Raw genomic sequence first — 24,549 nt, forward strand, 5'->3', positions numbered from 1 at the left:
ATCATGACCGCACTCGACCGGCTCGCCCGTACCGACCTCGCCTTCCTCAACTGGCGCGACCCCACGCACCCCGAGGCGGGCGGGGCCGAGGCGTACTGCTGGGAGATCGCCCGGCGGTTCGCGGCGGCCGGAGCCCACGTCACCCTCGTCTCGTCGCGGTACCCCGGCTCGCGCGCCCGTGAGTACCGCGACGGCATCCGCGTCGTGCGGGGCGGCGGCACGTTCGGCGTGTACGCCGCCGCCGCGGCGCACCTGCTGCGGAACCGTCACGCGTACGACGCCGTGGTCGACTTCCAGAACGGGATCCCGTTCTTCTCACCCCTGTTCACACCCCGCTGGACCGCGGACCTCTGTGTCATCCACCACGTCCACCAGCACCAGTTCGACACCCGGTTCCGGTGGCCGATGAACACCGTCGGCCGGGTCCTGGAGAAGCAGGTCAGCCGGCGCGTCTACCGGGGCAGGCCCGTGGTGGTCGTCTCGCCCTCCACCCGCGAGGGCACCCGGCGGGAACTCGGCTTCGGCAATCCGATCCACATCGTGCCCAACGGGCGCCCCCGCCCCCGGCACACGGATCCCGCCGGGCAGCGCTCGGCGACCCCGGCGCTCACCGTCGTCAGCCGGCTCGTGCCGCAGAAGCGGGTCGACCTGATCCTCCGGGCCATGCCGACGCTGCTGCGCCGTCTGCCGGAGCTGCGCGTCGACCTGTGCGGGGACGGCCCCGAGGGCGAGTCGCTGCGCAAGCTCGCCGCCGGTCTCGGCATCGGCGCCGCCGTCGAGTTCCACGGGCACGTCTCCGACGAGCGCAAGCAGGAGCTGTTCCACCGGGCGTGGCTGACGGTCGTTCCGTCGGTCGCCGAGGGCTGGGGCCTCGCCGTCATCGAGGCGAACACCGTCGGCACCCCCGCCCTCGCCTTCGACGTGCCGGGGCTGCGCGACGCGATCCGCCCGGGCGTCAACGGGTGGCTCCTCGACCCGGACGCGGATCTGGCGGCCGGTATCGCCTCGGCCTTCGACGCACTGTCCACCCCCGAGGCGCGGGCCCGCACGGCGGCCTCCTGCCGTGACTGGGCCGCCGCCTTCTCCTGGGACGCCAGCGCCGAACGGCTCGCCCAGGTCGTCGTGGAGGACCTCCAGCGCATCCACCGGCACCGGCGCTCGCGCCGCTCGGCCAGCGACCTGTCCGTCATCACGCGCTTCACGTCCGCCGACCCCGAGTCCACCGAGCGTGCGGTCCGCCGCGCCCTGCGGCAGACCGACGCCTGGCAGCGGAGCGGCGACGCCTTCCGGCTGCTGCTCCACGGCTGCGACGAGATGCGGGCGTTGAGCGCACTGCGCCGCCTCGACGTCGCCGAGGCCGACATCGTCCTGGCGAACGGCCACGACGTCCTGCTCGGCGCGGCCGGGCACGGTGAGGGGTCCGCCGGCGGTCCGGCCCCCGGGCGGCCGTCATGACCTCCGCCGCGCGCGTCGCCGAGCGGTCGCCCGTCCATCAGGACGAGGTCACCGCCGTCCACGGCGCGCGCTGGATCGCGACCGCGGTGGTCGTGGTCGGCGCGGTGAACTACGCGTACACGCTGATCCTCACCCGGCTCCTCGACGTCTCCGGGTACGCCACCTTCGCCGCCGGTCAGGGGCTGGTCGTGTGCACCGCCGCGGTCGCCGTGGTCACCGTGCCGTGGATGCTGGCCCAGGCCCTCGCCCGGTCCGGCTCGGACGCCGAACGCGGTGAGGCGGTCCGCTTCGCCATGGTCACGGCCGTCCTGGGCGGAACCGTCGCCGCGATCGCGGTGGGCTGTGTGGCGATGGAGTTCGCGGGAACCCTGACGACCCTCGCCATCGCGGGCTCGACCCTGGCCATCTACGTCACCCGGGTCAGCGTGGGCTGGCTCCAGGGCACCGAGCGGCTGCGGACCCTCGCGGTCCTCACCGCCGTCGAGGCCCTGCTCAAGTTCGGCGTGGGCCTCTTCTTCGTGTCGGCGCTGGGGCTCGGCGAGACGGGCGCCCTCGCCGCCTTCGGCGTCGCCGTACTGCCGTACGTGTTCTTCTGGCCGAACCGGTTCCGCAAGGAGCCGCGCCGGCCGTGGCGCGCGGTCAGCGCCGACCGGGACCTGTGGCGGCGGGCGTCCGGCGTCGCCTCGCTGCAGGGCGTCGTGGCACTGATCGCCTCCGTGGACATCGTCCTCGTCGCGATGCTGCCGACCGACCGTGCGGCGGCGGCCAGTTACCAGGCGGCGGTCATGCTGGGCCGGGTCCCGCTGTTCCTGGCCGGGGCCGTCTCGATCGCCTTCCTGCCCGCGCTCTCGCGACGCCGGGCCGGCGACCCGCTGACCGCGAGCGCGCTGCGGATGTACCTGACCGTGGCGCTGCCCCTGACGGTGGTGGCCGCGACGGTGCCGAACGCGCTCATCACCAAGGTCTTCCCCTCGGGCTACTCGATGGTCTCCACCCTGATGGCCTGTACCGCGGCGGCGGGCCTCGCGCTCGGCGCGCTCGCCCTCCTGGTGACCTTCGCCCAGGCCGTCGACGACTACGGGTGCCTGCGCACGCTGCTCGTGGGACTCGGCCTGTACGTGACGGCCCTGGCGTCCGGCTGGGCGACCGGCGGCGTGCTCGGCATGGCGATCGGCGGGCTGTGCGGAACGGTCGCCGCACTGGTCCTGCTGGCCGTGCGGCACTCCCGCCGGCACGGCTTCGGGGTCGCCGAGCGGCCGTTCGGCCGGGTGGTGCTGCCCCTGCTCGCGCTGGCCGCGGGCCTCGCGCTGCTCCGCCCGTTCACCTACGTGTGGTTCGCTGCCGCGCTCGTGGTCACCACGGTGGCCCTGTGGCGGTTCTTCGGACGGCGGCGGGCACCCGTACTCCGGACCGGACCCGCCGGAGGGCCCGGGGACGGACCCGAGGACGGGCCCGTGGCAGGGCCCGATGGAGCGCCCCTGAACGGCGGGACCGGTGCGGCTCCGGAGGCGGAGCCCGTACCCGGGTGGCGGGAGCCGCCGCCCGCCGAGGCTCGAAGGACCCGGGTCGCGGTCCACGACGAGCGCGCCGTGAACCTTCTCGTCGACGCCGTGTGGCGGGGTCGGGTCCGGCCTGCCGCAGACGAGGAGCTCCTCGGTGCGCTGGCCGCGGCCCGGCGCAACCAGGTCGAGGGCAGGCTGGCCCGCGCGTACCCCCGTCAGCTCGCGGTCACGCTCACCGAGGTGGAGAGCGCGACCGGGCTGTTCCGGCGGAACCTCGTCGAGTCCACGGAGCGGCTGCGGGCGGCGGGCATCCCCACCGTCCTGATCAAGGCCGATCTGGCGGGGGACTACGTGTACGGCAACTTCGACCTGGTGGTGCCCCCGGGAGGGCTGCGGGCCGCGCAGGCCGCGCTCGACGGCTGGTACGCGCACCGCACGACGTACTGGCTGGAGCGCTCGACGAAGGTGCTCCTGGAGCCCGCGAGCGGCCCGGCGGCCCATCTGCACGGCTCGGTCTCGTGGTTCGGGGTTCCGGTGGTGGCGACCGACCGGCTCTTCGCCCGCGCCGAACACGTCGCGCGGCCCGGGGCCGCGAACGGGCACACGCACCGGCACGTGAACGGGAACCTGAACGGAAACCCGAACGGTTCCCCCGACGGGCACCCGCGCGACGCCGAGGACAACGACGCCGAGGACATCGACACCGCGGACAACGGCACCGACGGCTACGCCTGGCTGACGCCCTGCCCCTCCGACCGGCTGCGGATCTGGCTGGCGCACGCCCTCTTCCAGAACCTGACCCTGGACCTCTCCGAACTCCTCGCCCTGCGCTCGCTCCTCCACCCCGACGTCGTGGCGGAGGCCCGTCACGAGGCCGCCCGCGAGGGCTGGTCCGCGGGCGGCCGGGAGGCGCTCGACACCGCCGTCGAGGCGATGGCGCGGCTCGACCGGGGCCAACACGTCCCACTGCCGCTACCGCTCCCGGTGGCGACCTCGCTCCGGGCGGGGGCCGAGCACTCGGGCCACCTCCTCGGCGAGGGCCGGCTGCGGGCCGCGACCCGCGAGGCGTCCCTGCGGGTGCCGCTCGTGGTGACCAAGAAACTGCGGAGGCGAGTGCCATGACCCGTTCACACCGCCCCCTCGTGGTCGCCGTGTCCGGACCGGACGGGGCCGGCAAGTCCTCGCTGGTCCGCCGGCTCTCGGCGCTGCTCGACGAGCACGGGCTCACCGTCGTCGCCCTGCACTGCTACGGCTGCTTCCTGTGCCGCGGATTCCCGGTTCCCCCCAAGGCGAAGGAGACGGGACCGGGCAGGGGCGGGTGGGCACGGCGCGCCACGGATCCCAAGCGCCGGGGATCCCGGCTGCACCGTGCCCACGCGCTCCTGGACGCGGCCGAACTGGCCGCCCGGATCGGGGTCGCCGAAGTGCGGGCCCGCAGGCGCGCGGGGGGCGGGGAGTCCGTGGTCCTCACGGACCGCGGGCCGCTCGACGGCCTCGTGAAGTTCGACCTGCCGGCCCCCTCGGCGGCGACGTCCGTGTTCCGCCGGATCGCCGACCGCTACGGACTGACCCTGCTCGTGGAGACCGGACCCGAGACCCTGCGGGACCGCGGCTGGGAGGAGATCGCCGGTGCCCCGACCCTCTGGTGGGCCCGCTACCGGAACTGGTCCCAGCGGCTGCCGCGGCTCGCGCGGATCGACGGCGAACGGCCGCAGTCCCTCGTCGCGGACGAGGCGCTCGACCGGATCCTGGACGTCGTTCGGGACCGGGAGCGGATCCGGCACACCACCCTGCGGCGCCGGCACGTGGTGGTGTCCATCTACGACGACGCGGAGAACCCCGCCTACCGGGGCGGTGGCGCCCTGGTCGTCGGCAAGGTGGCCCGCCGGCTCGCCGAGGACTTCCGCGTCACCGTCGTGACGGCCGGCCGCGAAGGCGGCAGCGAGGAGCGCAACGGCATCCGCTACGTCCGGCTGCCGGTCTGCCGGGCCGGCCCGCGCGCCGGCCAGCTGCTGTTCCTGACGCTGCTGCCGTTCGTCGCCCGCCGCATCCGCCACGACCTGTGGCTGGAGAGCTTCACTCCCCCGTTCTCGACGAGCTTCCTGCCCCTGGCGACGGGCGCCCCCGTCATCGGCATCGACCAGGGCCGCAGCGCCGAAGCCCTGTGGCGGCGCTACCACATCCCCTTCTTCCTGGTCGAACGGCTCGGGCTGCGCAGCTACCGGCACATCGTGGTGATGAACGCGGCCGACCGATCGGAGATCCGCCGGCGCAGCCCCCGGGCCGACGTCCAGGTCATCGCCAACGGGGTCGAACAGCGGGACCTCGACGAGAGCCGGCTGGGCGGCGGCCAGTTCATCCTGTTCCTGGGACGCGTCGACACCTGGGTCAAGGGCCTCGACCTGCTGCTCGACGCGTACGAGAGCGCCGCGCCACCCCTTGAACTACTCATCGCGGGCAGCGGCACCCCCGCCGAGGAACGCCGGCTCGCCGCCCTCGTGGCCGCCCACTCCCCCGGGCCGAAGCCCCGGATCCACTGGGTCGGCTACGCCGAGGGCGACCGCAAGCGCCAACTCCTGCGCGACTGCGCCTTCCTGGTGGTGCCCTCGCGCCACGAGACCTTCGGTCTGGTGGCCCTCGAAGGCATGGCGTACGGCAAACCCGTCCTCCACTTCGATCTTCCCGCACTGCGCTGGATGCGCGACGGCGGCGATATGACCGTGCCGCCGTTCGACGTGGCGGCCTTCGGCCGGCGGATGAACGAGCTGGCCACCGACGCGGCGCTGCGCCGCAGGCTGGGGCGGCGCTCCGGGATCGCCGCCCGGCACTACACGTGGGACGAGATGACGGGCCGCTACCTGGCCCTGGCCCACCGGCTTCTGGACACTCCCGCGCCCGCACGGCGGCCGAGGAAGAGGGGTGCGTCATGGCAGTCGACCCGCTGACCGGGTTCGTCCGGACCGTCGTCGGTTCGGACGTCCCGATCCTGGTGCTCTCGCCGCACCTGGACGACGCCGTCCTGTCCTGCGGCGGGCTGCTCGGATGGGCCGGGCGCCGGGCGCCGGTGACCGTCGCGTCCCTCTTCACGGAGGCGGCACCGCCGCCGCACACCCTGTCCGCCCGCCAGTACCTGAAGCAGACCGGCGCCGAGACCGCCGAGCAGCTCTACGCCGAACGACGGGCGGAGGACCTGCGGGTCCTGGAGCGGCTCGACGTCGGGTGGCGCCACATCGGACTGGTCGACGGACTGTTCCGGCGGCTGCCGAGGCCGCGTCCGGGCACCGGCCTGCTGGCCGGGCTGCTGCCCGAACTGGCCCATGTGTACCCCACGTACCGGCTGCACCTGTCCCGCGGCCGGGTCTCCCCGTACGACGAGGAGACGCTCCGCGCCGTGGCCGAGACGATCGACGCCCTGCTGCCCGGCACCGACGGCGGCCTGGTCCTCGCCCCGCTGGGCGTGGGCGGGCACGCCGACCACGTCCTCGTCCGCACCGCAGCCGAGCGGTGCGGACGTCCGGTCGTGTACTACAGCGACTTCCCGTACAACCAGCGCGCCGATCCCGACGCCCGGTTCACCGGCCGGCACGGTCTGGTCGCCCGCGACTGGCAGCGCGGACTCGACCGGAAGGCCGAGCTGATCCAGGGCTACGGGACCCAGGCCGATGCCATGTTCCCCGGGGGCCGCGTCCCCCTGACGCCCGAGGTCTACCTCCTCCCCGAGTCGGCGGACGCGGACTTCCGCCCCCGGCCGACGCACCCCGCGACGCTGCGCGGGGTCCGCGGGATCCATGCCCCGGGGGGTGTGTCGTGACGATCCCGCGCACCGTCGCCTCGTCCGCCCGGACCGAACCGGCCACGGCCGTCCCGCCCTCGCCGGCGCGTCGCCGCATCCGGCTCGGCTCGGTGCCGACGGCGGTGTACGCGGCCGCCGCGGCACTGCTCACCGTGACCCTGCGGCTGGTGGAGATCAGCCGGGCGGGCGACCTGTTCATCGACGAGCCGATCTACCGGCAGCTCGGGGAGAGCGCCGCGGCGGGCGGCTTCCCCCGCACCGACGAGGGCCTGTTCTTCCTGCACCCGCCCGGCTACTTCTACGTGGAGGCCGGCTGGACCAAGCTCGTCGGGGAGCACTCCGACATCATCGCGGGGGTGCACTCCTCGCGGGTGCTCAACGCGCTCCTCGCCGGGGTCACCGCGGCCCTCATCGTCTTCCTCGTCGCCCGGGTGCGCTCGCGCGGCGCCGGCGCGGTCGCCGGTCTGGTGTTCGCCCTGGACCAGTTCTGCATCCGGCAGAACAACCGGGTGCTCCTGGAGACCTCGACGATGGTGTGGATCCTCGCGGGCTATCTGGTCCTGGTGGGTCTCACCCGCGCCGGACCGCAGCCCCGGGCGCGGGCCCGGGCGCTGCTCGCCGGAGTGTTCTTCGGCCTCGCGATCCTGACGAAGGACCACGCGGTGCTGATCACCGTGCTGCCGCTGCTCGCCGCACTGCTGCTCGGCTGGGGTCCACCCCGCAGGCTCGTCGCCCTCACCACCGGGGTGACCGTCCTGTCGTACGTCGTCTACGTGGCGCTCGTCGCCGGGTTCGGGCACTTCGACGAGTTCTGGGAGGCCAAGACGTCCGGCGTCCGCCGGCTGCTCGGAGTCGTGCAGGAGACCGGATTCAACGCGGAGGGCACGCCCTCGCTCGCGGACCGGCTCCTCGCCGAACTCTCGGCGTACGGGGGCACGTACCTGCTGCTCGCTCTCACCCCGGTGGCGCTCTTCCTGCTGCTGCGCCGCAAGGAGCCGGTGTACCGGCTGCTCGCGCTCTTCCACGCCTCGGCGATCGTCACCCTCGGGTACGCGCTCGGCGTGGGCACCCTGGAGGAGCAGGCGCTGTACCTGCTGTTCGTGCCCAACCTGGTGGCGCTCGCGGTCACCGTGCCGATTCCGTCCCGGAGCCGGCCCGGACTGCGGCTTGCGGCCTGGACCGCCCTCGTCGCCGTGATCGCCGCCCCCGCCGCGGTGTACGCCCGGGAACGGTTCACCCCCGACGACGGCTTCGACCGCCTCCGCGCCTATCTGATCACCCACGTGCCGGCGGGCAGCGGAATCGTCACGGTGGACGGGCAGCGCACCCGCGGTGTCACCAGCTGGGCACTGAACGACACCTACCGGCTCGGGCACTGGACGACCCCCGAGGAGCAGGCGGTCAACGACGCCCGGTACCTGATCGTGCCGTGGCGGGTCGTCGAGCAGGGGTACGGGCAGTCCTCGCTCACCGAGGTGGAGCGGCTCACGGAGGGCCTGCGGCCGGTGTTCGCGTTCGACGGTCCCATGTACGGCACGCTCGCCCTGTACCGCCTGCCGTCGCCCCTGCCAGGACCGAGCCTGACCGCACTCGCGGTGCCGGGATCGACGGTGAACGGCCCGCTGCTGCCGGCCCCGCAGACGACTCCGGCGGAGCCCGGCGGCGGAGCCCCCGTGACGGGAGCGGGCAATGCGCCTCGGTGACCGGCATCCCCGTGTCCTCCTCCTGACCAGCAGCCCGCTGGACGGGGCGGAGGGGTGTGACGTGCGGCTCGCCACCGACGTCCTCGGAGCCCTGCCCGACGTCGACTTCGTCTGGTTCTCCCAGTGGCCGGGCCGCCGGCAGCCCCCGCCGGGGCGCGGCCGGCCCGTGCACATCCTCTCCGGCGACGGTGAGCCGCACGTTCCCGAGCGGGTGCAGTCCGCCCTCTTCGGCGCGTTCCTGGCCCGCCGGGTCGACCTGGTGCACGCCTTCCTCACCGTCGGCCGTACCTTCCCTGCCTTCTCGCGGCTGCGCCCGCTGCTGCTCGGGAGGCGGCCTGTCGTCCACACCGTGCCCGGGGTGATGGACGCCCGCCTCCTGAAGCGCGTCCGGCCGATGGGGACGACGGTCGCCCTTTCGGAGTCCATGGCACGGCGGCTGCGGGCCGTCGACTTCGGTGACGTGCGGGTGATCCCTCCCATGATCGCCCTGGACGAGTGGCCGTACCTGCCGCGCCCGAAGGGTTTCCCGGTGGTGCTGTTCGCGGGGCACCACGATCCGCACGGCGGTGCGGAGACGGCGATCGACGCGGCGGCGGAGGCCGTACGGACGGGGGCGATGTTCCATCTCGTGCTCGCGATGCGCGGGCGGCCGGGGCAGGACACCGTGATGCTCGACGAGGCCCTGCGGGAGCGGGCCGGGGCGGCCGGGCTCACCGACTTCGAGGTGCGCGGGTACGTCGAGGACATGCACGCGCTGCTCTCCGGCGTCCATGTGCTGCTGTTCCCGCCGGCCGTCCTGGGCGGCAAGGCCGACATCCCGCTGACCGTGCTGCAGGCGCTCGCCTCGGGGCGACCGTCGATCCTCAGCGACCTCCCCCAGTTCGCCGACTTCGGGCACGCGGTGCTGCGGGCCCCGGCGGGCGACGCGCGCCGCACCGGGCAGCAGCTGGCCTGGCTGCTCGACCAGCCGCGCTCCTGGGACGTGCTCGCCGACCGGGGCCGGGCGCTCGTGGAGGACCACTTCGGTCCCGAGCGGTTCGCGGCCCGGTACGGGGCCCTGTACCGGGAGCTGCTGTCATGACGGCACCGCGCTGGAGGGGCTCCCGGAGGGCGCCGGCGACGCTGGTGGCGCTCGCCGTGCTCCTGCCGCTGGTGGGGGCGTTCGGCGGTCCTCGCGACGAGCGGCCGGATCCGGAGCCGTACCTGTACGGCACGCTCCAGACCGATCCGGACCGGGCGCTCATCGAGTACGAGAACGGCATCCGGGTGGCCCATCTCGAGATCGACTGGAGCAGGTTCGAGCCCGAACCCGGCGTGTACGACGAGGACTACGCGCGCGAGGTGCGGGACCGGCTGGACGTCTTCCACGGGGCGGGGCTGCGGGTCGAGGCGGGGCTCGGCCTGAACGATCCGCCGCGCTGGCTGCCGGACGCCTTCCCGGAGTCCGTCTACGTGAACCAGTTCGGCGAGCGGTCCGCCGACACCCCCAACATCGTGTTCAGCGCGCCCGTACGGGACCACATCGCCGAGTACGCGCGCGCGGTGGACCGGCTGATCGGTCTCGGGAACTTCTGGGCGATCCGCGTCGGCGTCAACGCGAGCGGCGAGTTCGCCTACCCCGGCCCGACCTCGGAGGACGGCGGTCCCGGCGCGTTCTGGGCGTACGACAGCCACGCGCAGCGCAGCACCCCGTACCCGGGGTGGCGGCCCGGGGAGCGCACCTACCACGGGAAGCCGTTCACCCCGGAGCAGGTGGCCCACTGGTACGACTGGTACGTCGGGAAGCTGGCCGGGGCCGTGAACTGGCAGCTCGGCCTGTACACCTCGCTCGGGTACGAGGGGACGCTCAAGGTCCTGGTTCCGGGGGGCGGTTTCTACCCCTCGGACCTGCGGGCGGCGGTCGACGCCGGGCTCGTCGGCTCGCCGTCGATCCGGCTCGTGTCGCGCGGCGCCGGGTTCTTCCTGACGCTCCCCCTGGTCGAACACCGGGACACGGTGCGGATCGTCACCACCGCCCTGGTGGACGGCACGGGCGAACCCGTGGACAACGGCTGCGAGCCCGCCGACGCGAGGACGGACGTCGACGCCCCGGACGACGCGTCGGTGCGCGACTGGTCCTCGGCGCGGTGGGTGGTGGCGGTGGCCAGGAGCGCGGGCTTCACCCGGCTGACCGGAGAGAGCGCGGGGCCGCAGGTCTCCCCGTACCGGCCCGGGGTGACGGAGACGGCGTACCGGCAGATGGCGTCCTGCGGGCTCGAGGGGATGATGTGGGCCTTCGACGGCAACCTGTACGACGGGACGCCCGGCTCGTCCCTGCGGGAGTACGCGGAGACGATCCGCCGTCATCCCTGAGGCACGGGGGCGTCGGCAGGGGTCGGGGGCCCGGTCGGCGGCCCGTCCGGCCGCTCGGCGCTGAGGAGCAGGATGCCGGTGTCCCCGTACTCGGGCAGGGTGAGGTCCTTGGCGACCCGGGCGATCCGCAGACCGGTGGTACGGGGGGCGAAGACGGCCCGCAGGGCGGCTTCGTCGACCGGGCAGGCGGGCCAGACAGGTCCCGCGCCGATGCGGTAGCTCGGCATGCGTTCCATGAACGCGGCGAGGAGCCGTCCGCCGGGGCGGACCGCGTGGACGAAGGCGTCGCAGAACAGGGTGAACTCGGCGGAGTCCTCGGTGACGCTCTCGGCGACGAAGTTCATCGAGGCGAGGTCGTACGTGCCGGGCACGAGGTCGTCGACGGTTCCGGGCACGACCCGCACCGGGCGCAGCGCCTCGGTACCGCTCTCGGGGAGGGCGGGGTCGAGGGAGCGGCACAGGGCGTAGAAGGGCTGCCAGCTGGCGTCGGGACCCCGGTCGAGCTGGCGGCGCAGATAGCGGAGGTTGGCGGCGCTGGGTTCGAGGGCGTCGATCCGGCGGCTCGCGGCGCCCGCGAGCATCAGGGGGTAGAGGTTGGGGCCCGCGCCGAGTTCGAGGGTGCGGGCCAGGCTGCCCGGGGCGATGCGCCGGTAGACGGCGGCGTGGTGGTGGATGACGTCGATGTCGCAGGGGTGGAGCCGGCGGTAGTTCTCGGCCAGGTAGTCGGTGACGGGCCAGGCGTCCCAGTCGGCGTCCTGGTTGCGGCGCGCCCGGGTCGTGCCCATCACGGCGGCTCCGGGGTCCGGCCGGCCGTGACGGCGGAGGTGCGTGCGGCGTCCGCGGCCTGCAGGGAGAAGCGTGCGGCGAGCTCGGTGAGCGCCGTGCAGAGTTCCTCGATCTCCTCGTCGGTGTTGGCGGCGGTGATCTGGACGCGGAAGCCGACCCGGTCGCGCGGGACGAGCGGGTAGGAGGCGAGCGTCACGTAGATGCCGTGCTCCCAGAGGAACGCCGCGACCCGGTCGAGGTCGTCGGCGTCGGCGAGCGGGATCTCGATGATCGGCAGTCCGTCGGTGTTGGGAGTGGCGATGCCGAGTGCGCGGACGTGGGCGAGCACCCGGGCCGTCTTGCGGTAGAGACCGGCCCGGATCTCGTCCCCGCGCGCGTCGTTGACGTCGAGTCCGGCCAGGGCGGTGGCGAGCGACGCGGTCGGCGAGGGGCCGGAGTAGAGGTACGGGGCCGCCGCCACCTTCAGATGGTCCTTGAGCCACTTCGGGACGGCGAGGAAGGCGAGCAGGGAGGAGAACGCCTTGGAGAAGCCGCCGACCAGGACCAGGTCGTCGTAGGTCTCGCCGAGGTGACGGACGATGCTGTTGCCGCGCGAGCCGTAGGGGCTGGTCTCGCCGGGCAGCCGCTCTCCGATGACCCCGAAGCCGTGGGCGTCGTCGATGTACAGCAGGGCGCCGTTCTCGCGGGAGACCCGGGCCAGGGTGGGGAGGTCGGGGAAGTTGCCGGTCATGCTGTTGACGCCGTCCATGCAGATGAGGCGGTTGGCGTCGGCGGGCGCGCCGCGCAGCAGCGCCTCCAGTTCGTCGGGCCGTTCGGCGTGGAAGCGGTGGATCTCGGCGCCCTGGCCGCGGGCGGCGACGCAGCCGTCGTACACGGTGCGGTGGGCCTGCGCCTCGACGAAGACCTGTCCGGTGCCGGCGAGGAGCGGGATCACCGACTGGTGGATGAGGGTGATGGTGGGCAGCAGCAGGGTGTCGGAGGCGCCGAGGAGTTCGGTGAGCCGCTCCTCGATCCGGGGATAGAGCCGCGGGCTGCCGATCAGCCGGGACCAGCTGGGATGGGTGCCCCAGCGCCTGACCTCCGGCTCGATCGACTCGATGACCGTCGGATCGAGGTCGAGGCCCAGGTAGTTGCAGGAGGCGAAGTCGATGAGCCAGTCGTCACCGACCCGGATGCGGCGGCCGTCGATCTCGTCGATGACGGCGTCGCACATGCGGCTGGTGCGGTGGAGGTGTTCGAGGTCGCGCCAGCGGGAGGCCCGCGGGGGGTGTCCCGCACGGGCGGCGGGGCGGACGGCGGGCCGGGCGGGCGGACGCTCGCCGGACGGCGGGGCGCGGTGCAGATAGGACTCGGCCTGGTGGGCGGTCATGGGGCGGGCGAAGAGATAGCCCTGCCCGTAGCGGCAGCCCATGTCGGCGAGGAGGGCCCGCTGTTCCTCGTTCTCGATGCCCTCGGCGACGACCTGGAGGCCGAGGACGTCGGCGATGCGCACGATGCCCTCCACGAGCGCCACCTGCTGCGGGTCGGTCGTGATGTTGTCGATGAACGACTTGTCGACCTTCAGGACGTCGATGGGGAACTCGCGGAGGTAGCTGAGCGAGGAGAACCCGGTGCCGAAGTCGTCGATGGCGATGGAGACGCCGAGGTCCTTCAGGGCGGCCATGGTGGTCCTGATCTGGGCGTCCCTGCGCATCAGGACGGTCTCGGTCAGCTCCAGGACGAGGGAGCCGGGCGCGAGCCCGGAGGAGTGCAGGGTGCGGCGCACTCCTTCGAGGAATCCCGGGTCGCGGAACTGGCGGGCGGAGACGTTGACGCTTGCGTAGAGAGGGGACTTGCGGGGGCGGGCGCGCTGCCAGCGGGCGATGTCGAGCGCGGCGTGTTCGAGGACCCAGGCACCGAGCGGCATGATGTGGCCGCTCTCCTCGGCCAGGGCGATGAACTGGTCCGGCGGGACCATGCCGCGGCGGGCGTGCGGCCAGCGGATGAGCGCTTCGAGGCCGGCCGGCGCACCGTCGCGCACCTCGACGATCGGCTGGTAGCGCAGGGCGAACGCCTTGTCGGCGATGGCCGTGTCCATGCCCGCCTGGAGTTCGTGCCGGGCGACGAGCCGGGAGTGGAACTCGGGGTGGAAGAGCCGCCAGCGCTTCTTGCCGGCCGCCTTGGCCGCGTACAGGGCGAGGTCGGCGTGGCCGAGGAGTTCCTCGGCGTGGGCGCTGTCGAGGACGGTCGCGATGCCGACGCTCGTCGACACCGACACGGCGCCGTCGGTGAGGTGGAAGGGCTGGCTGAGGGTGTGCACGATCTCCGCCGCGAGGGTCTCGGCGTCGCGGGGTTCGCGCGCGCCCTCGATGAGGACGGCGAACTCGTCGCCGCCGAGCCGGGCAGCGGTGTCGGTGAGCCGCAGGACGGAGGTGAGGCGGCGGGCGACGGCGACCAGGAGTTCGTCGCCGACGGAGTGTCCCATGGTGTCGTTGACGACCTTGAAGTCGTCGAGGTCGACGAAGAGCATGCAGGTCAGGGTGGATTCGCGGCGTCCCCTGAGCAGGGCGCGCTCGACGCGTTCGAGGAGCAGGACGCGGTTGGGGAGCCCGGTGAGGGAGTCGTGGAAGGCCCGGTGGGTCAGCTCGCGTTCCAGTTTCCGTTGCTCGGTCACGTCGCGGAGGGTGAGGACGAGGCCGTGCACGGTGTGTTCGTCGCGGAGGTTGCTGCAGCGGACCTCCACCTCCAGGTCGGCCTGCCCGCCGTGGAGGAGCTTCCAGTCGTCCCGGGCGTCGACGGAGGCCCGGGTGCGCGCGTCGGCCAGGACGCGCAGGGCGGAGGCGGTGTCCGCGGGGGCGATGAGGTCGGTGAGGGGGGTGCCGGGGAGCAGGGAGCGGCCGAACATGGACTCGGCGGAGGGGCTCGCGTACCGGACGGTGTCGTCGTCGTCCACGATGAGGATGACGTCTGAGGTGTTGTGCACGAGGGTACGGAAGTAGGCCTCGCTGGTACGGCGGTTCACCTCCTCGCTGAGGGCGAAGCGTTCGAGTGCGAGCGCCGCCTGGGAGGCGAGGGACTGGGCCGGGCCGGAGATCTCCGCGAGCTTCTTCTCCGGGCCGGCGATGAGCAGGACGCCGAGCAGCGGTTCGGGGCCCGCCGGGGCCTGGAGTTCCAGGGGGCAGAGCAGCGCGAAGGTCTCGGGGGCGAGCTCCGCGGCGACGGCGGGGTCGAGCCGGGAGACGGGGAGGAGCCGGGTGCCGTCGGAGACGGTGTCGGGCCAGGCGGTCTCCGGGGAGTCGTGCGTCCGGTCGGCGGGGGGACGGTCCGGACCGGTGGGGGGACGGGCCCGGCCGGGCCCGGACGCGGCGGAGTGCCCGGCCCCGCCGGACCCCTTCGTGGGCGGCGTCGATTCGTACGACGTCCGCGTCGGCGTCGGCGTCGGCGTCGGCGTCGGCGCGTTCGACGTCCGGTGAGCCGAGGCCGGGGGCCGGGTCAGGTCGTCCGTGCGGCAGCTCCACGGGTGGGCGGCGGTGGCCACGCCGCTCAGACCGCCCCGGCGGTCCCGGGTGAGCAGGAGGACCCGGTGCCCGGTGCCGGGGCCGAAGAGGGTGGCGGACGCCGTCTCCACGGCTCCGGCGACCTCGCGGGGGCTCAGGGCGGCGACGAGGGAGGCGGCGGCGATCCGGAGGCTGCGTTCGCGCGCCTCGGCCTTGCCGTGGTCGTTCATCATGCCCCAGAGGCGGGCGAGGACCAGCAGGAACATCAGCGCCGAGAAGATCGCGATGACGGCGATGTCCTGGTCGCGGTCGTGCCGCAGCGACTGGAACAGCAGCAGGGCGGGGGCGACGAGCGAGGCGCCCGCGAGGAGGGCGAGCCGTCGCTCGGCCACGTGCGGCGCGGGTTCGGGCGCGCGCTCGGTGAGCCCGGTCATCGAGGGGTGGAGGGCGGCGAGCCCCCAGGCGGTGAAGAAGACGACCCAGCCGAGGTCCCAGGGGGTGCCGACCTGCCAGGTGCCGCGCAGCTGGAGCGTGCCGTAGATGACGTCGGAGGCGAGGATGCCGCAGGTGCCGAGGGTGAGGAGCTGCACGGACCGGGATCTGAGGCCGCCGGGTACGAGGAGCCGGGCGAGCATGGCGAGCATCAGCACGTCGCCGAGGGGATAGGCGATGGAGATGGCCTTCTCGGTCCAGCTCATGTCCTCGCTCCTGGCCAGCGGGGTGATGAGGTTGACCCAGGAGAGCAGGGCGAGGCCGGAGGTGAGGATCAGGGCGTCGAGGACGACGCCGAGGTCGCGGCCGACGGCCCGGTAGCGGATGAAGCCGAACAGGCCGATGGCGAACAGGGGGTACGTGGCCAGGTAGAGGGCGTCGGCGACGGAGGGGAACGGCCTGGTCTGGCCGAAGAAGGCCTCCAGCGCGTTGTACGCCGTGTCGCCGCCCACGAAGGCGAGGTTGGCGGCGGCCAGCACGAGCCAGGGCCAGCGCCGGGACGGCTGGTGGAGGTGGACGCCGACGAGGATGGCGCCGACGCCGCCGAGCCCGATGAGCGCCCACAGCACGGTGTGCCGCTCGGGGAACTGCAGATAGGCGGCCGTCAGCCCCGCCACGATCACGAGGTACACCAGGGTCCATCGGCGCAGTGACCCGGTCGCTGTGAACGGCCGGTTCGGCTGGCGCAGCGACATCGTCGACCGCCCCCTTGCCGGGTCGGACGGACGCCGTCGGGAGCGCCCTGTTCGCGGATTGGACCCCGTACGGTGTCCATTCTCCGGGGCGCCCGGGGCCCCTGCATCTCGGAGCCGATCGGGTGGGGGCCGCAGCGCCGACGAGGGCGGGGTGTCCCCACGTCAGGAGGAGGCGGGCGGCCGGAGGGATTCGGCGTCGGGACGGGGCGGCCGGGGGCCGTGTCGGAACGGGGAAGCCGGAGGCCGTGTCGGAACGGGGAAGCCGGAAGCCGGAGGCCGTGTCGGGACGGGGCGGCCGGAGGGACTCCTCGTCAAGAGGAGGCGCGGACCACGAGTTCCGTCGGGAGGATCCGGCGGGGCTGCTCGTCCGGCCCGCCGGGCGCGGCGATCTCCTGGAGCAGCAGCCGGGCCATGGTGCGGCCCATCTCCTCGATGGGCTGCCGGACGCTGGTCAGCGGCGGGTCCATGTGCCGGGCGACGGCCGAGTCGTCGACGCCGACGAGCGCCACGTCCTCCGGGACCCGGCGGCCCGCCTCGCGCAGGACGCCGCGCGCGCCCGCGGCCATGACGTCGGACGCGGCGAAGACGGCGTCCAGGTCCGGCCTGCGGTCCAGGAGTCGGCGCATGGCGCGCCGCCCGCCCTCCTCGGTGAAGTCCCCGGTGGCGACGAGCCCTTCGTCGGCGGCCAGTCCTGCCTCCGCCAGGCCCTCCCGGTAGCCGTCGAGACGGCAGCGGGCCACGTACATGTCGAGCGGTCCGGTGATCGTGGCGACGGCACGGCGGCCGCGCGCGGCGAGATGGCCGACGGCGGTCCGGCCGGCGCCGGTGTTGTCGGAGTCGACGAAGGCGACGCGCTCGTCCTCGGTGCGGCGGCCGTTGAGGACGGCGGGCAGGCCGAGGGCGCGGACCTGGTCGGGCAGGGGGTCGGAGCCGTGCACGGAGACGAGGAGGACGCCGTCGACGCGCTGGGCCGCGAGGTACTGCTCGAAGCGCTGCCGCTCCTGCTCGCTGCGGATCAGCGTGAGCAGCAACTGCTTGTCGGCGTCGGCGAGTTCGCCGCTGACGCCGCGGATGATGTCGAGGAAGTACGGCTCCGCGAAGAGCCGGGCCTCGGTCTCGGGGATGACGAGCGCGACGGCGTCGGTCCGGCTGCCCGCCAGGGCGCGGGCGGCCCGGTTCGGTACGTAGCCGAGTTCGGCGACGGCCCGCTCGACGGCGGCCTTGGCCTGTTCGCTCACCCTCGGGGAGCCGTTGATGACCCGGGAGACGGTGCCGCGGCCGACTCCGGCCCTGGCCGCGACCTCCTCAAGGGTGGGCCTGCCGGTCTGCCGCCCGCTCACCGCCATGTGCCGCTTCTCCCCTCGGGCCGCCGCCCCGCCTGCGTGTGCACGCGAACCTATCAGGCGGGGCGAGGCGGTCCCGGGCGCCGCGGAAGGGCCCGGGGAACGCTCAGGCGCCGGTCGGGGCGAGCTCGGCCATGGCGCCCCAGCCCTGCTGCGGGACCTCGACGTTGATGATCTCGGGGGTGGTGGCGATGGCTCCGGCCATGGCCTCGAGACCGGCGGTGAAGTGCGGGGAGGCGACGTGTGCCGCACCCGCCTCGGCGTCCGCGAAGGCCTCGAGGAGGACGAAGACGTTCGGGTCGTCGACGCTGCGGGACCAGTCGAAGAAGAGGTTGCCGGGCTCCTCGCGGGTGGCGCGGGTGAAGTCGGCGACCAGGTCGAGCCAGCGGTCGGCGTGGTCGGGGCGGGCGGTGAAACGTACGGCGATGAAGATCATGCGACCAGCCTGCGGCGCCCCGGCCGGCACGGCCAGTCGGCCGGCTCAGGATTCCGGCAGGGCCGGAAACTCCGGTACGGCGCGGGTGAGCGCCGCCCGGATCTCGCCCTGCCGCCGCCCGAAGTCGGCGGTGGGCAGCGAGACCGACAGGGCGTGCACGATGCCGTCGCCGCGCTCGGGCAACGCGACGGCGAGACAGGTGTACGCGAGGTCCGCCTCGCCCACGGACACGGCGATGCCCTGCCCGCGCACCCGGTCGACCTCGGCCTCGAAGCGCTCGGCGCTGGTGATCGTCCGCTCGGTGAAACGCGCCATCCCGTGCTCCGCGAGATAGCGGCGGCGCAGCGGCCGCGGCAGTGCGGCGAGCAGGGCCTTGCCGTGGGCGGTCGCGTGGGCGCGCTGCTCGGGCCCCGGCGCGAAGGGGTGGGCGGCGTCGGTGACGGGGGCGGTGGTGTCGACGACGGTGATCAGGCCGTCGCGGTAGGCGGTGTGGTAGGCCTCCGCGCCCGTGGCCCGCCGCAGCCGGCCGAGGAGTTCACCGGTGCCGGCGCCGAGCCCGTGGTGCCGCTGGTGGGAGCGGTGCAGGGCCGGGACGCGGGGCCCGGGGGCGTACCCCTCGGCGGTGCGGACGAGGTAGCCGCGCGCGAGCAGGGGTCCGGTCAGGTGGTAGACGGTCGAGAGGGCGCATCCGAGGCGCCTGGCCAGCGCCTTCGCCCCGACGGGCCGGTCGGCGTCGGCGACGGCGTCGAGGACGGCGAGGGCCCGGTCGACGGACTGGGGCCCGGAGCTCGGGGACGGGTCAGGCATCGGTCCAGCTTAGGCGGGCGGCGAGGCCGGGGTGGGGCCGCCGCGCGTCCCCGCTCCGGGGCGCCGGCACGGTCGCCGGGGAAGCCCCGCGCCCTCACGCGGGGAAGCCTCGTGCCCTCACGCGGGGATTCTCCGCGCCCTCTCGGGGACTCTCCGCGCCCCAACGCGGGGACTCTCCGTACCCGCGTTGGGGCGCTCCGTATCCCCGCAGGTCAAACCCCCCTTATGTGCATAAGACACTCTTTCGGCGTACCGTCTAGTGTTCCCCTGATCCTCGACGCCACGGGAGAGCGCGTGCCCCGCTCCACGACCGACCATGCCCCGACGCCCCGCGAGGGGCGCCGTCCGCGTCTCCGGACAGCGGCGATCGCGACAGGCGTGGTCGCCGTCGCCGCGGGCGGCCTGTACGTGGCGGGGCTCGTCGCCACCGGCGACGACATATCCGCCGGCACCCGTGTCGGCGGCGTCGACATCGGCGGCATGAGCCGCGCCGACGCCGAGGCCAGACTGGCGGCCGAGGCACCGGCCGCGTGGAGCGCGCCGATACCCGTGCGGGTCGGCGACAGCGCCTCGACCGTGGCGCCCGCGTCCGCCGGTCTCACCGTGGACGTGGCGAAGACCGCCGAGCTGGCGGCCGATCCCTCCCGCGACCCGTTCACCGTCATCGGCCGCCTCTTCTCGTCCGGCGACCGCGAGATCCAGCCGGTCCTCGCCTACGACGCGGGCAAGGCGAACGCCGCCGTGGCCGAGCTGGCCAGGAAGAACGACCGCGCGGTGCGCGAGGGGGCCGTGGCCTTCCGCGAGGGCAAGGCCGTCGCGACCCGTCCCGTCACGGGCCAGAAGCTGGACACGGGCAAGGCCGTCGAGACCCTGCGCGCCGCCTACCCCGCCACCGGTGCCTCGCCCGTCACGCTTCCCGTCGCCGTGACCGAGCCGAAGCTGCCCGCGGCCGAGGTGAACCGCTTCCTCGACACGTACGCGAAGCCCGCCGTCTCGGGACCCGTGACGCTCACGGCGGGCGCGGACCGGCTGCGGATCTCCGCCGCGACGCTCGGCGACCACCTCACCGTGAAGAACGACAACGGCCGGCTGACCGCCGCCCTGGACGCCGATGCGCTGCTGCGCGACCCGGACGTGGCGGACCCGGTCTCCTCGCTGACGGGCGCGCCCGTGGAGGCGACCCTCGGCGTGCGGGACGGCAGGGTCGTCGTCGAGTCGGAGGGCAGGCCGGGGCACGAGGTGACCGCGAAGGCCCTCGGCGACGCCGTGCGCCCGCTGCTGACCCGCTCGGGCGACGCCGCGCGTACCGGCGCCGTGGCCACGACGGTGACGCAGCCCGAGCTGACGTCCGACTCCCTGGCGCGTCTCGGGATCACCGAGCAGATGTCGACGTTCACGGTGAACTTCCCGAGCGCTCCGTACCGGACGACGAACATCGGCCGGGCCGCCGAGCTCATCAACGGTTCGATCGTCCAGCCGGGCGAGGTCTGGAGCTTCAACAGGACGGTCGGCGAGCGCACCCCGGACAACGGCTTCGTCGACGGCACGATGATCCTGGACGGCCAGTACCGCTCCGCGCCCGGCGGCGGTGTGTCGGCGATGGCCACCACCATGTTCAACGCCATGTTCTTCGCCGGGGTGAAGCCCGTCGAGTACGGCGCCCACTCCTTCTACATCGAGCGCTACCCGGCGGGCCGCGAGGCGACCGTCGCCTGGGGCCAGCTCGACCTGAAGTTCCGGAACGACTCCGGGAAGCCGATCTACATCAAGGCCGGCGCGACGGACTCGTCCGTCACCGTGAGCTTCCTCGGGACGAAGAAGTACGACTCCGTGGAGGCGGTCGCCGGCGAGCGCACCAACCTCACGGAGCCGAAGAAGGCCGAGGGCACCGGCAAGGCCTGTGTGCCGCAGCCGCCGCTGCAGGGCTTCGACATCTCGGTGGACCGGGTCTTCAAGAACGACGGCGCCGAGGTCAAGCGGGAGACGTTCAAGACCCACTACACCCCGCGCGACGAGGTCACCTGCAAGCCGGTCGACAAGCCCGACAAGGAGACGGACGCCAGGTGACCGGCGTGCGGCCGGTGGGGAGACGGACGCCCGGAAGGGTGTCTTCCCGTACGGCCGGGGCATGACTCCGGAGCACGGCCCACCAGGCCAGGGCCGCCCTCAACCGTCCGGAGGCCCGCCTTGGCGCAGCGCAGCGACCCCTTCGAGCGGCTCCTCTCCGACGCGGTGCGCGCGGGCGTCTGCCCCGGCATGGTCTGGGCCGTGGGCGACGCCCGTACGACCCTGTCGGCGGGGGCCGTCGGTCTGCTCGACCCGGCGCGGCCGGAGGAACCGATGCGCCACGACACGCTGTTCGACGTGGCGAGCCTCACCAAGATCCTCGCCGTCTGGGCCGTGATCGGCACCCTCGTCGACGCCGGGAAGCTCGATCCGACGGCCCCGCTGGGCGGTTACTGGCCCGAGGCGGCGGGGCGGCCGCTCGGCGACGTGACGGCACATCACCTCCTCACCCACACCGCGGGCATGCCGCTTCGCGCCAACCTCCGGCACCTCTACGGCTCCGATCCGCAGGACGTGCGGGACGGCGTCCTCGCCGAGCGGCTCAGGCACCGGCCCGGGGAGGCCGTCGCGTACACCGACCGGGCGGCCCTGATCCTCGGCTACCTCGCCGAGCACCTCACCCGCCGCCCGCTCCCCCGGCTCGCCGAGGAGCGGGTCTGGACCCCGCTCGGGATGACGGAGACCCGGTACGGTCCGCTGCCCGCCGCGCTCAGGGAGCGGTGCGCGCCCACCGAGTACGACGAGGAGAGCGGCCGGCACCTCAAGGGCACCGTCCACGACTTCTCGGCCCGGCTGCTCGGCGGCGCCTGCGGGATCGCGGGGGTCTTCACGACCACCGGCGACGTCGGACGGTTCCTGCGGCACCTGCTCGCCCCGGTGCCCGGCACCTTCTCGGCCGAGTGGACGGCCTGCTCGCTCCGTGTGCGGACCGGCGGCCTCGAACCTCCCCGCGGGCTGTTCTGGCACCCGGCGCCGGGCACGCGACCCGCGGACGGCGTCTGGTCCCACTTCGGCTTCACGGGCACGGGCATGTGGGTCTCGCCGACCCGGGACCGCTGGGCGGTCCTCCTCACCAACCGTCTCCATCTGACCCGGGATCCCGGCCCCCTGGCCCGCGTCAGGGAGGTGTTCAGGACCCTCGCCTTCCCGTGACCCCGCCCGGGCGGGGACGGGCAGGTCGTGAGCTTGGACACCCCTCTGATGGAGCAATCAGACCGGGGGTTACCATATGAGCGCCGCCTAGCTCGAAAGATAAACTTGTGACTGTCAATGACGACTCGTTCACCAGCTGGAAGAACCGCGAGGAGATCGCGGAGTCGATGATCCCGATCATCGGGAAGCTGCACCGGGAGCAGGACATCACCGTCCTGGTCCACAGCCGCTCCCTGGTGAACAAGTCGGTGGTCAGCATCCTCAAGACCCACCGGTTCGCCCGCCAGATCGCCGGCGAGGAACTGTCGGTCACCGAGACGCTTCCGTTCCTCCAGACGCTCACCACCCTCGATCTCGGCCCGTCCCAGATCGACATCGGCATGCTGGCCGCCGAGTACAAGACCGACAACCGCGGTCTCACGGTGGAGGAGTTCACCGCCGAGGCCGTCGCCGGTGCCACCGGTGAGAACAAGATCGAGCGCCGCGACGGACGCGACGTCGTCCTCTACGGCTTCGGCCGCATCGGCCGCCTCGTCGCCCGCCTCCTCATCGAGAAGGCCGGCTCGGGCAACGGTCTGCGCCTGCGCGCGATCGTCGTCCGCGGCGGCGGTGAGCAGGACCTGGTGAAGCGCGCCTCGCTGCTGCGCCGTGACTCCATCCACGGCCAGTTCCAGGGCACGATCACGGTCGACGAGGCGAACAGCACGATCGTCGCCAACGGCAACACGATCAAGGTGATCTACGCCAACGACCCCTCCGAGGTCGACTACACGGCGTACGGCATCGAGAACGCCATCCTCATCGACAACACCGGCAAGTGGCGCGACCGCGAGGGCCTCTCGAAGCACCTGCGCCCCGGCATCGACAAGGTCGTCCTGACCGCGCCCGGCAAGGGCGACGTGCCGAACATCGTGCACGGCGTCAACCACGACACGATCAAGCCGGACGAGCAGATCCTCTCCTGCGCCTCCTGCACCACCAACGCGATCGTGCCGCCGCTGAAGGCGATGGACGACGAGTACGGCGTGCTCCGCGGTCACGTGGAGACGGTCCACTCGTTCACGAACGACCAGAACCTCCTGGACAACTACCACAAGGCGGACCGCCGCGGCCGTTCCGCGCCGCTGAACATGGTGATCACCGAGACCGGTGCCGCCTCGGCCGTCGCCAAGGCGCTGCCGGAGCTCAAGGCCCCGATCACGGGCAGCTCGATCCGCGTCCCCGTCCCGGACGTCTCGATCGCGATCCTGAGCCTGCGCCTGGGCCGCGAGACCACCCGCGACGAGGTCCTCGAGTACCTCCGCGACGTCTCGCTGCACTCGCCGCTGAAGCGTCAGATCGACTTCACCACGGCCCCCGACGCGGTCTCGATGGACTTCGTGGGCTCGCGCCACGCGTCGATCGTCGACGCCGGCGCGACCAAGGTCGACGGCGACAACGCGATCCTCTACCTCTGGTACGACAACGAGTTCGGCTACTCGTGCCAGGTCATCCGGGTCGTCCAGCACGTCTCCGGCGTGGAGTACCCGACCTTCCCGGCCCCGGCGGTCTGATCTCCACCCGCCCACCGGCACGGCGGCGCGCCGCACTTCCTCCGGGAGGTGCGGCGCGCCGCCGTCCGCCGTCCCCCTTCCTCTCCCGCCGCGCGAACCGACCGCCTCCGAGCGGCGTCCCTCCCCGCATGGACACGTTCACGCACGGGATACGCCAGCTCCTGCGGTTCGCGGTACTGGAGGTGCGGTGCTGCGCCTTCGCCGTCGCGCTCGTCGGGGGGATCGCCGTCTCGTCCCTGCTGCCCGAGCTGCCGATCGCCCGCTACGACCTGCTGCTCCTGTACGGGATCGGCCTCACCGTCGTGGCCTGGAGGGTCGGGTGGGACACGGGGCGGGACATCGCGGTGATCGCCGCCTGCCACGCCACGGGCCTGCTCTTCGAGTTGGTCAAGGTACGGATGGGCTCGTGGAGTTATCCGGAGGACGCGCTGACGAAGGTCGGCGGGGTGCCGCTGTACGGCGGGTTCCTGTACGCGGCGCTCGGGAGTTACGTCTGCCGGGCCCGGCGCCTGTTCGACCTGCGGCTGACGGGGTACCGGCCGCGTGCGACGGCCGCGCTCGCCGCCGCCGTGTACGTCAACTTCTTCAGCCACCACTGGCTGCCCGACGCCCGCTGGGCCCTGGCGGCGCTGCTCCTCGTGGCGACGGCGGGGACCTGGGTGCGGTTCCGGGTCGGCGACCGGGACCACCGGATGCCGCTGGCCCTGTCGTTCGTCCTGATCGGCTTCTTCCTCTGGGTCGCGGAGAACGCGGCCACGTACGTCGGCGCCTGGAGCTATCCGGACCAGCTGGACGGCTGGCAGCCGGTGTCCCTCGCCAAGTTCGGCGCCTGGGCGCTGCTGATGACGGTCACGTTCGTCCTGGCAATGTCTTCCCGGTCGGCACGACACGAGAATTGAAGCAATTCGGTGCACGGGTGCAGGGGACGTGGTACAGT

Annotated in this window: 16 protein-coding genes; 11 read left to right on the forward strand and 5 right to left on the reverse strand. The window is 73.4% G+C overall.

Annotation, left to right across the window (positions count from 1 at the left end; genetic code table 11):
- Positions 1-3 precede the first annotated feature (3 nt).
- Genes ACFQ79_RS04180 through ACFQ79_RS04210 form a run of 7 tightly spaced genes read left to right on the forward strand, consistent with a single transcriptional unit; the run spans position 4 to position 10,805 of the window.
- The gene (locus ACFQ79_RS04180) at positions 4-1,455 is read left to right on the forward strand and encodes a glycosyltransferase family 4 protein (protein ID WP_383579278.1); all 1,452 of its coding nucleotides are present in this window, start codon (positions 4-6) and stop codon (positions 1,453-1,455) included.
- Positions 1,452-4,079 (forward strand): lipopolysaccharide biosynthesis protein, encoded by a 2,628-nt coding sequence (locus ACFQ79_RS04185; protein WP_383579279.1) that lies wholly within the window; start codon positions 1,452-1,454, stop codon positions 4,077-4,079. The genes ACFQ79_RS04180 and ACFQ79_RS04185 overlap by 4 nt, the downstream gene beginning before the upstream one ends.
- The gene (locus tag ACFQ79_RS04190; protein ID WP_383579280.1) at positions 4,076-5,902 is read left to right on the forward strand and encodes a glycosyltransferase; all 1,827 of its coding nucleotides are present in this window, start codon (positions 4,076-4,078) and stop codon (positions 5,900-5,902) included. The genes ACFQ79_RS04185 and ACFQ79_RS04190 overlap by 4 nt, the downstream gene beginning before the upstream one ends.
- The gene (locus ACFQ79_RS04195) at positions 5,884-6,768 is read left to right on the forward strand and encodes a PIG-L deacetylase family protein (protein ID WP_383579281.1); all 885 of its coding nucleotides are present in this window, start codon (positions 5,884-5,886) and stop codon (positions 6,766-6,768) included. The genes ACFQ79_RS04190 and ACFQ79_RS04195 overlap by 19 nt, the downstream gene beginning before the upstream one ends.
- Positions 6,765-8,453: an ArnT family glycosyltransferase gene (locus tag ACFQ79_RS04200; protein WP_383579282.1), complete on the forward strand. Its 1,689-nt coding sequence runs from the start codon at positions 6,765-6,767 to the stop codon at positions 8,451-8,453. The genes ACFQ79_RS04195 and ACFQ79_RS04200 overlap by 4 nt, the downstream gene beginning before the upstream one ends.
- A complete protein-coding gene (locus ACFQ79_RS04205; RefSeq protein ID WP_383579283.1) occupies positions 8,440-9,534 on the forward strand; it encodes a glycosyltransferase family 4 protein in 1,095 nt (364 codons plus the stop codon). The genes ACFQ79_RS04200 and ACFQ79_RS04205 overlap by 14 nt, the downstream gene beginning before the upstream one ends.
- The gene (locus ACFQ79_RS04210) at positions 9,531-10,805 is read left to right on the forward strand and encodes a beta-galactosidase (RefSeq protein ID WP_383579284.1); all 1,275 of its coding nucleotides are present in this window, start codon (positions 9,531-9,533) and stop codon (positions 10,803-10,805) included. The genes ACFQ79_RS04205 and ACFQ79_RS04210 overlap by 4 nt, the downstream gene beginning before the upstream one ends.
- Here ACFQ79_RS04210 and ACFQ79_RS04215 read toward each other — a convergent pair.
- The 5 genes from ACFQ79_RS04215 to ACFQ79_RS04235 form a co-directional block, all read right to left on the reverse strand.
- Positions 10,796-11,590, reverse strand: a complete 795-nt coding sequence (locus ACFQ79_RS04215; protein ID WP_383579393.1) for a class I SAM-dependent methyltransferase — start codon at positions 11,588-11,590, stop codon at positions 10,796-10,798. The genes ACFQ79_RS04210 and ACFQ79_RS04215 overlap by 10 nt on opposite strands.
- Positions 11,590-16,254 (reverse strand): aminotransferase class I/II-fold pyridoxal phosphate-dependent enzyme, encoded by a 4,665-nt coding sequence (locus ACFQ79_RS04220; RefSeq protein WP_383579285.1) that lies wholly within the window; start codon positions 16,252-16,254, stop codon positions 11,590-11,592. The genes ACFQ79_RS04215 and ACFQ79_RS04220 overlap by 1 nt, the downstream gene beginning before the upstream one ends.
- A 311-nt stretch (positions 16,255-16,565) precedes the next feature.
- On the reverse strand, positions 16,566-17,600 hold the full coding sequence (locus ACFQ79_RS04225) for a LacI family DNA-binding transcriptional regulator (RefSeq protein ID WP_383579286.1): 1,035 nt from the start codon (positions 17,598-17,600) through the stop codon (positions 16,566-16,568).
- Between the two features lie 103 nt (positions 17,601-17,703).
- A complete protein-coding gene (locus ACFQ79_RS04230) occupies positions 17,704-18,033 on the reverse strand; it encodes a putative quinol monooxygenase (RefSeq protein ID WP_073902316.1) in 330 nt (109 codons plus the stop codon).
- 45 nt (positions 18,034-18,078) lie between these two features.
- Positions 18,079-18,840, reverse strand: coding sequence for an IclR family transcriptional regulator (locus ACFQ79_RS04235; protein ID WP_383579287.1), 762 nt, complete (start codon positions 18,838-18,840; stop codon positions 18,079-18,081).
- A 294-nt stretch (positions 18,841-19,134) separates the two neighbouring features.
- On the opposite strand from ACFQ79_RS04235, the gene ACFQ79_RS04240 reads away from it, so the two are divergent.
- The 4 genes from ACFQ79_RS04240 to ACFQ79_RS04255 all read left to right on the forward strand — a co-directional run bounded on the left by ACFQ79_RS04240 (position 19,135) and on the right by ACFQ79_RS04255 (position 24,511).
- Positions 19,135-20,907, forward strand: coding sequence for a VanW family protein (locus ACFQ79_RS04240; RefSeq protein ID WP_383579288.1), 1,773 nt, complete (start codon positions 19,135-19,137; stop codon positions 20,905-20,907).
- Between the two features lie 120 nt (positions 20,908-21,027).
- A complete protein-coding gene (locus ACFQ79_RS04245) occupies positions 21,028-22,059 on the forward strand; it encodes a serine hydrolase domain-containing protein (RefSeq protein WP_383579289.1) in 1,032 nt (343 codons plus the stop codon).
- Between the two features lie 107 nt (positions 22,060-22,166).
- Positions 22,167-23,612 (forward strand): glyceraldehyde-3-phosphate dehydrogenase, encoded by a 1,446-nt coding sequence (locus ACFQ79_RS04250; protein ID WP_187624257.1) that lies wholly within the window; start codon positions 22,167-22,169, stop codon positions 23,610-23,612.
- Between the two features lie 128 nt (positions 23,613-23,740).
- Positions 23,741-24,511 (forward strand): DUF817 domain-containing protein, encoded by a 771-nt coding sequence (locus tag ACFQ79_RS04255; protein ID WP_383579290.1) that lies wholly within the window; start codon positions 23,741-23,743, stop codon positions 24,509-24,511.
- Positions 24,512-24,549: the final 38 nt, after the last annotated feature.

Source organism: Streptomyces sp. NPDC056480 (assembly GCF_042795405.1).
GTDB lineage: Bacteria > Actinomycetota > Actinomycetes > Streptomycetales > Streptomycetaceae > Streptomyces.

Bases quoted from the DNA above. Each gene is read 5' to 3' on its own strand.
- ACFQ79_RS04180 (WP_383579278.1), top strand. From the start codon at position 4: ATGACCGCACTCGACCGGCTCGCCCGTACCGACCTCGCCTTCCTCAAC.
- ACFQ79_RS04185 (WP_383579279.1), top strand. From the start codon at position 1,452: ATGACCTCCGCCGCGCGCGTCGCCGAGCGGTCGCCCGTCCATCAGGAC.
- ACFQ79_RS04190 (WP_383579280.1), top strand. From the start codon at position 4,076: ATGACCCGTTCACACCGCCCCCTCGTGGTCGCCGTGTCCGGACCGGAC.
- ACFQ79_RS04195 (WP_383579281.1), top strand. From the start codon at position 5,884: ATGGCAGTCGACCCGCTGACCGGGTTCGTCCGGACCGTCGTCGGTTCG.
- ACFQ79_RS04205 (WP_383579283.1), top strand. From the start codon at position 8,440: ATGCGCCTCGGTGACCGGCATCCCCGTGTCCTCCTCCTGACCAGCAGC.
- ACFQ79_RS04210 (WP_383579284.1), top strand. From the start codon at position 9,531: ATGACGGCACCGCGCTGGAGGGGCTCCCGGAGGGCGCCGGCGACGCTG.
- ACFQ79_RS04215 (WP_383579393.1), bottom strand. From the start codon at position 11,590: ATGGGCACGACCCGGGCGCGCCGCAACCAGGACGCCGACTGGGACGCC.
- ACFQ79_RS04220 (WP_383579285.1), bottom strand. From the start codon at position 16,254: ATGTCGCTGCGCCAGCCGAACCGGCCGTTCACAGCGACCGGGTCACTG.
- ACFQ79_RS04225 (WP_383579286.1), bottom strand. From the start codon at position 17,600: ATGGCGGTGAGCGGGCGGCAGACCGGCAGGCCCACCCTTGAGGAGGTC.
- ACFQ79_RS04230 (WP_073902316.1), bottom strand. From the start codon at position 18,033: ATGATCTTCATCGCCGTACGTTTCACCGCCCGCCCCGACCACGCCGAC.
- ACFQ79_RS04235 (WP_383579287.1), bottom strand. From the start codon at position 18,840: ATGCCTGACCCGTCCCCGAGCTCCGGGCCCCAGTCCGTCGACCGGGCC.
- ACFQ79_RS04255 (WP_383579290.1), top strand. From the start codon at position 23,741: ATGGACACGTTCACGCACGGGATACGCCAGCTCCTGCGGTTCGCGGTA.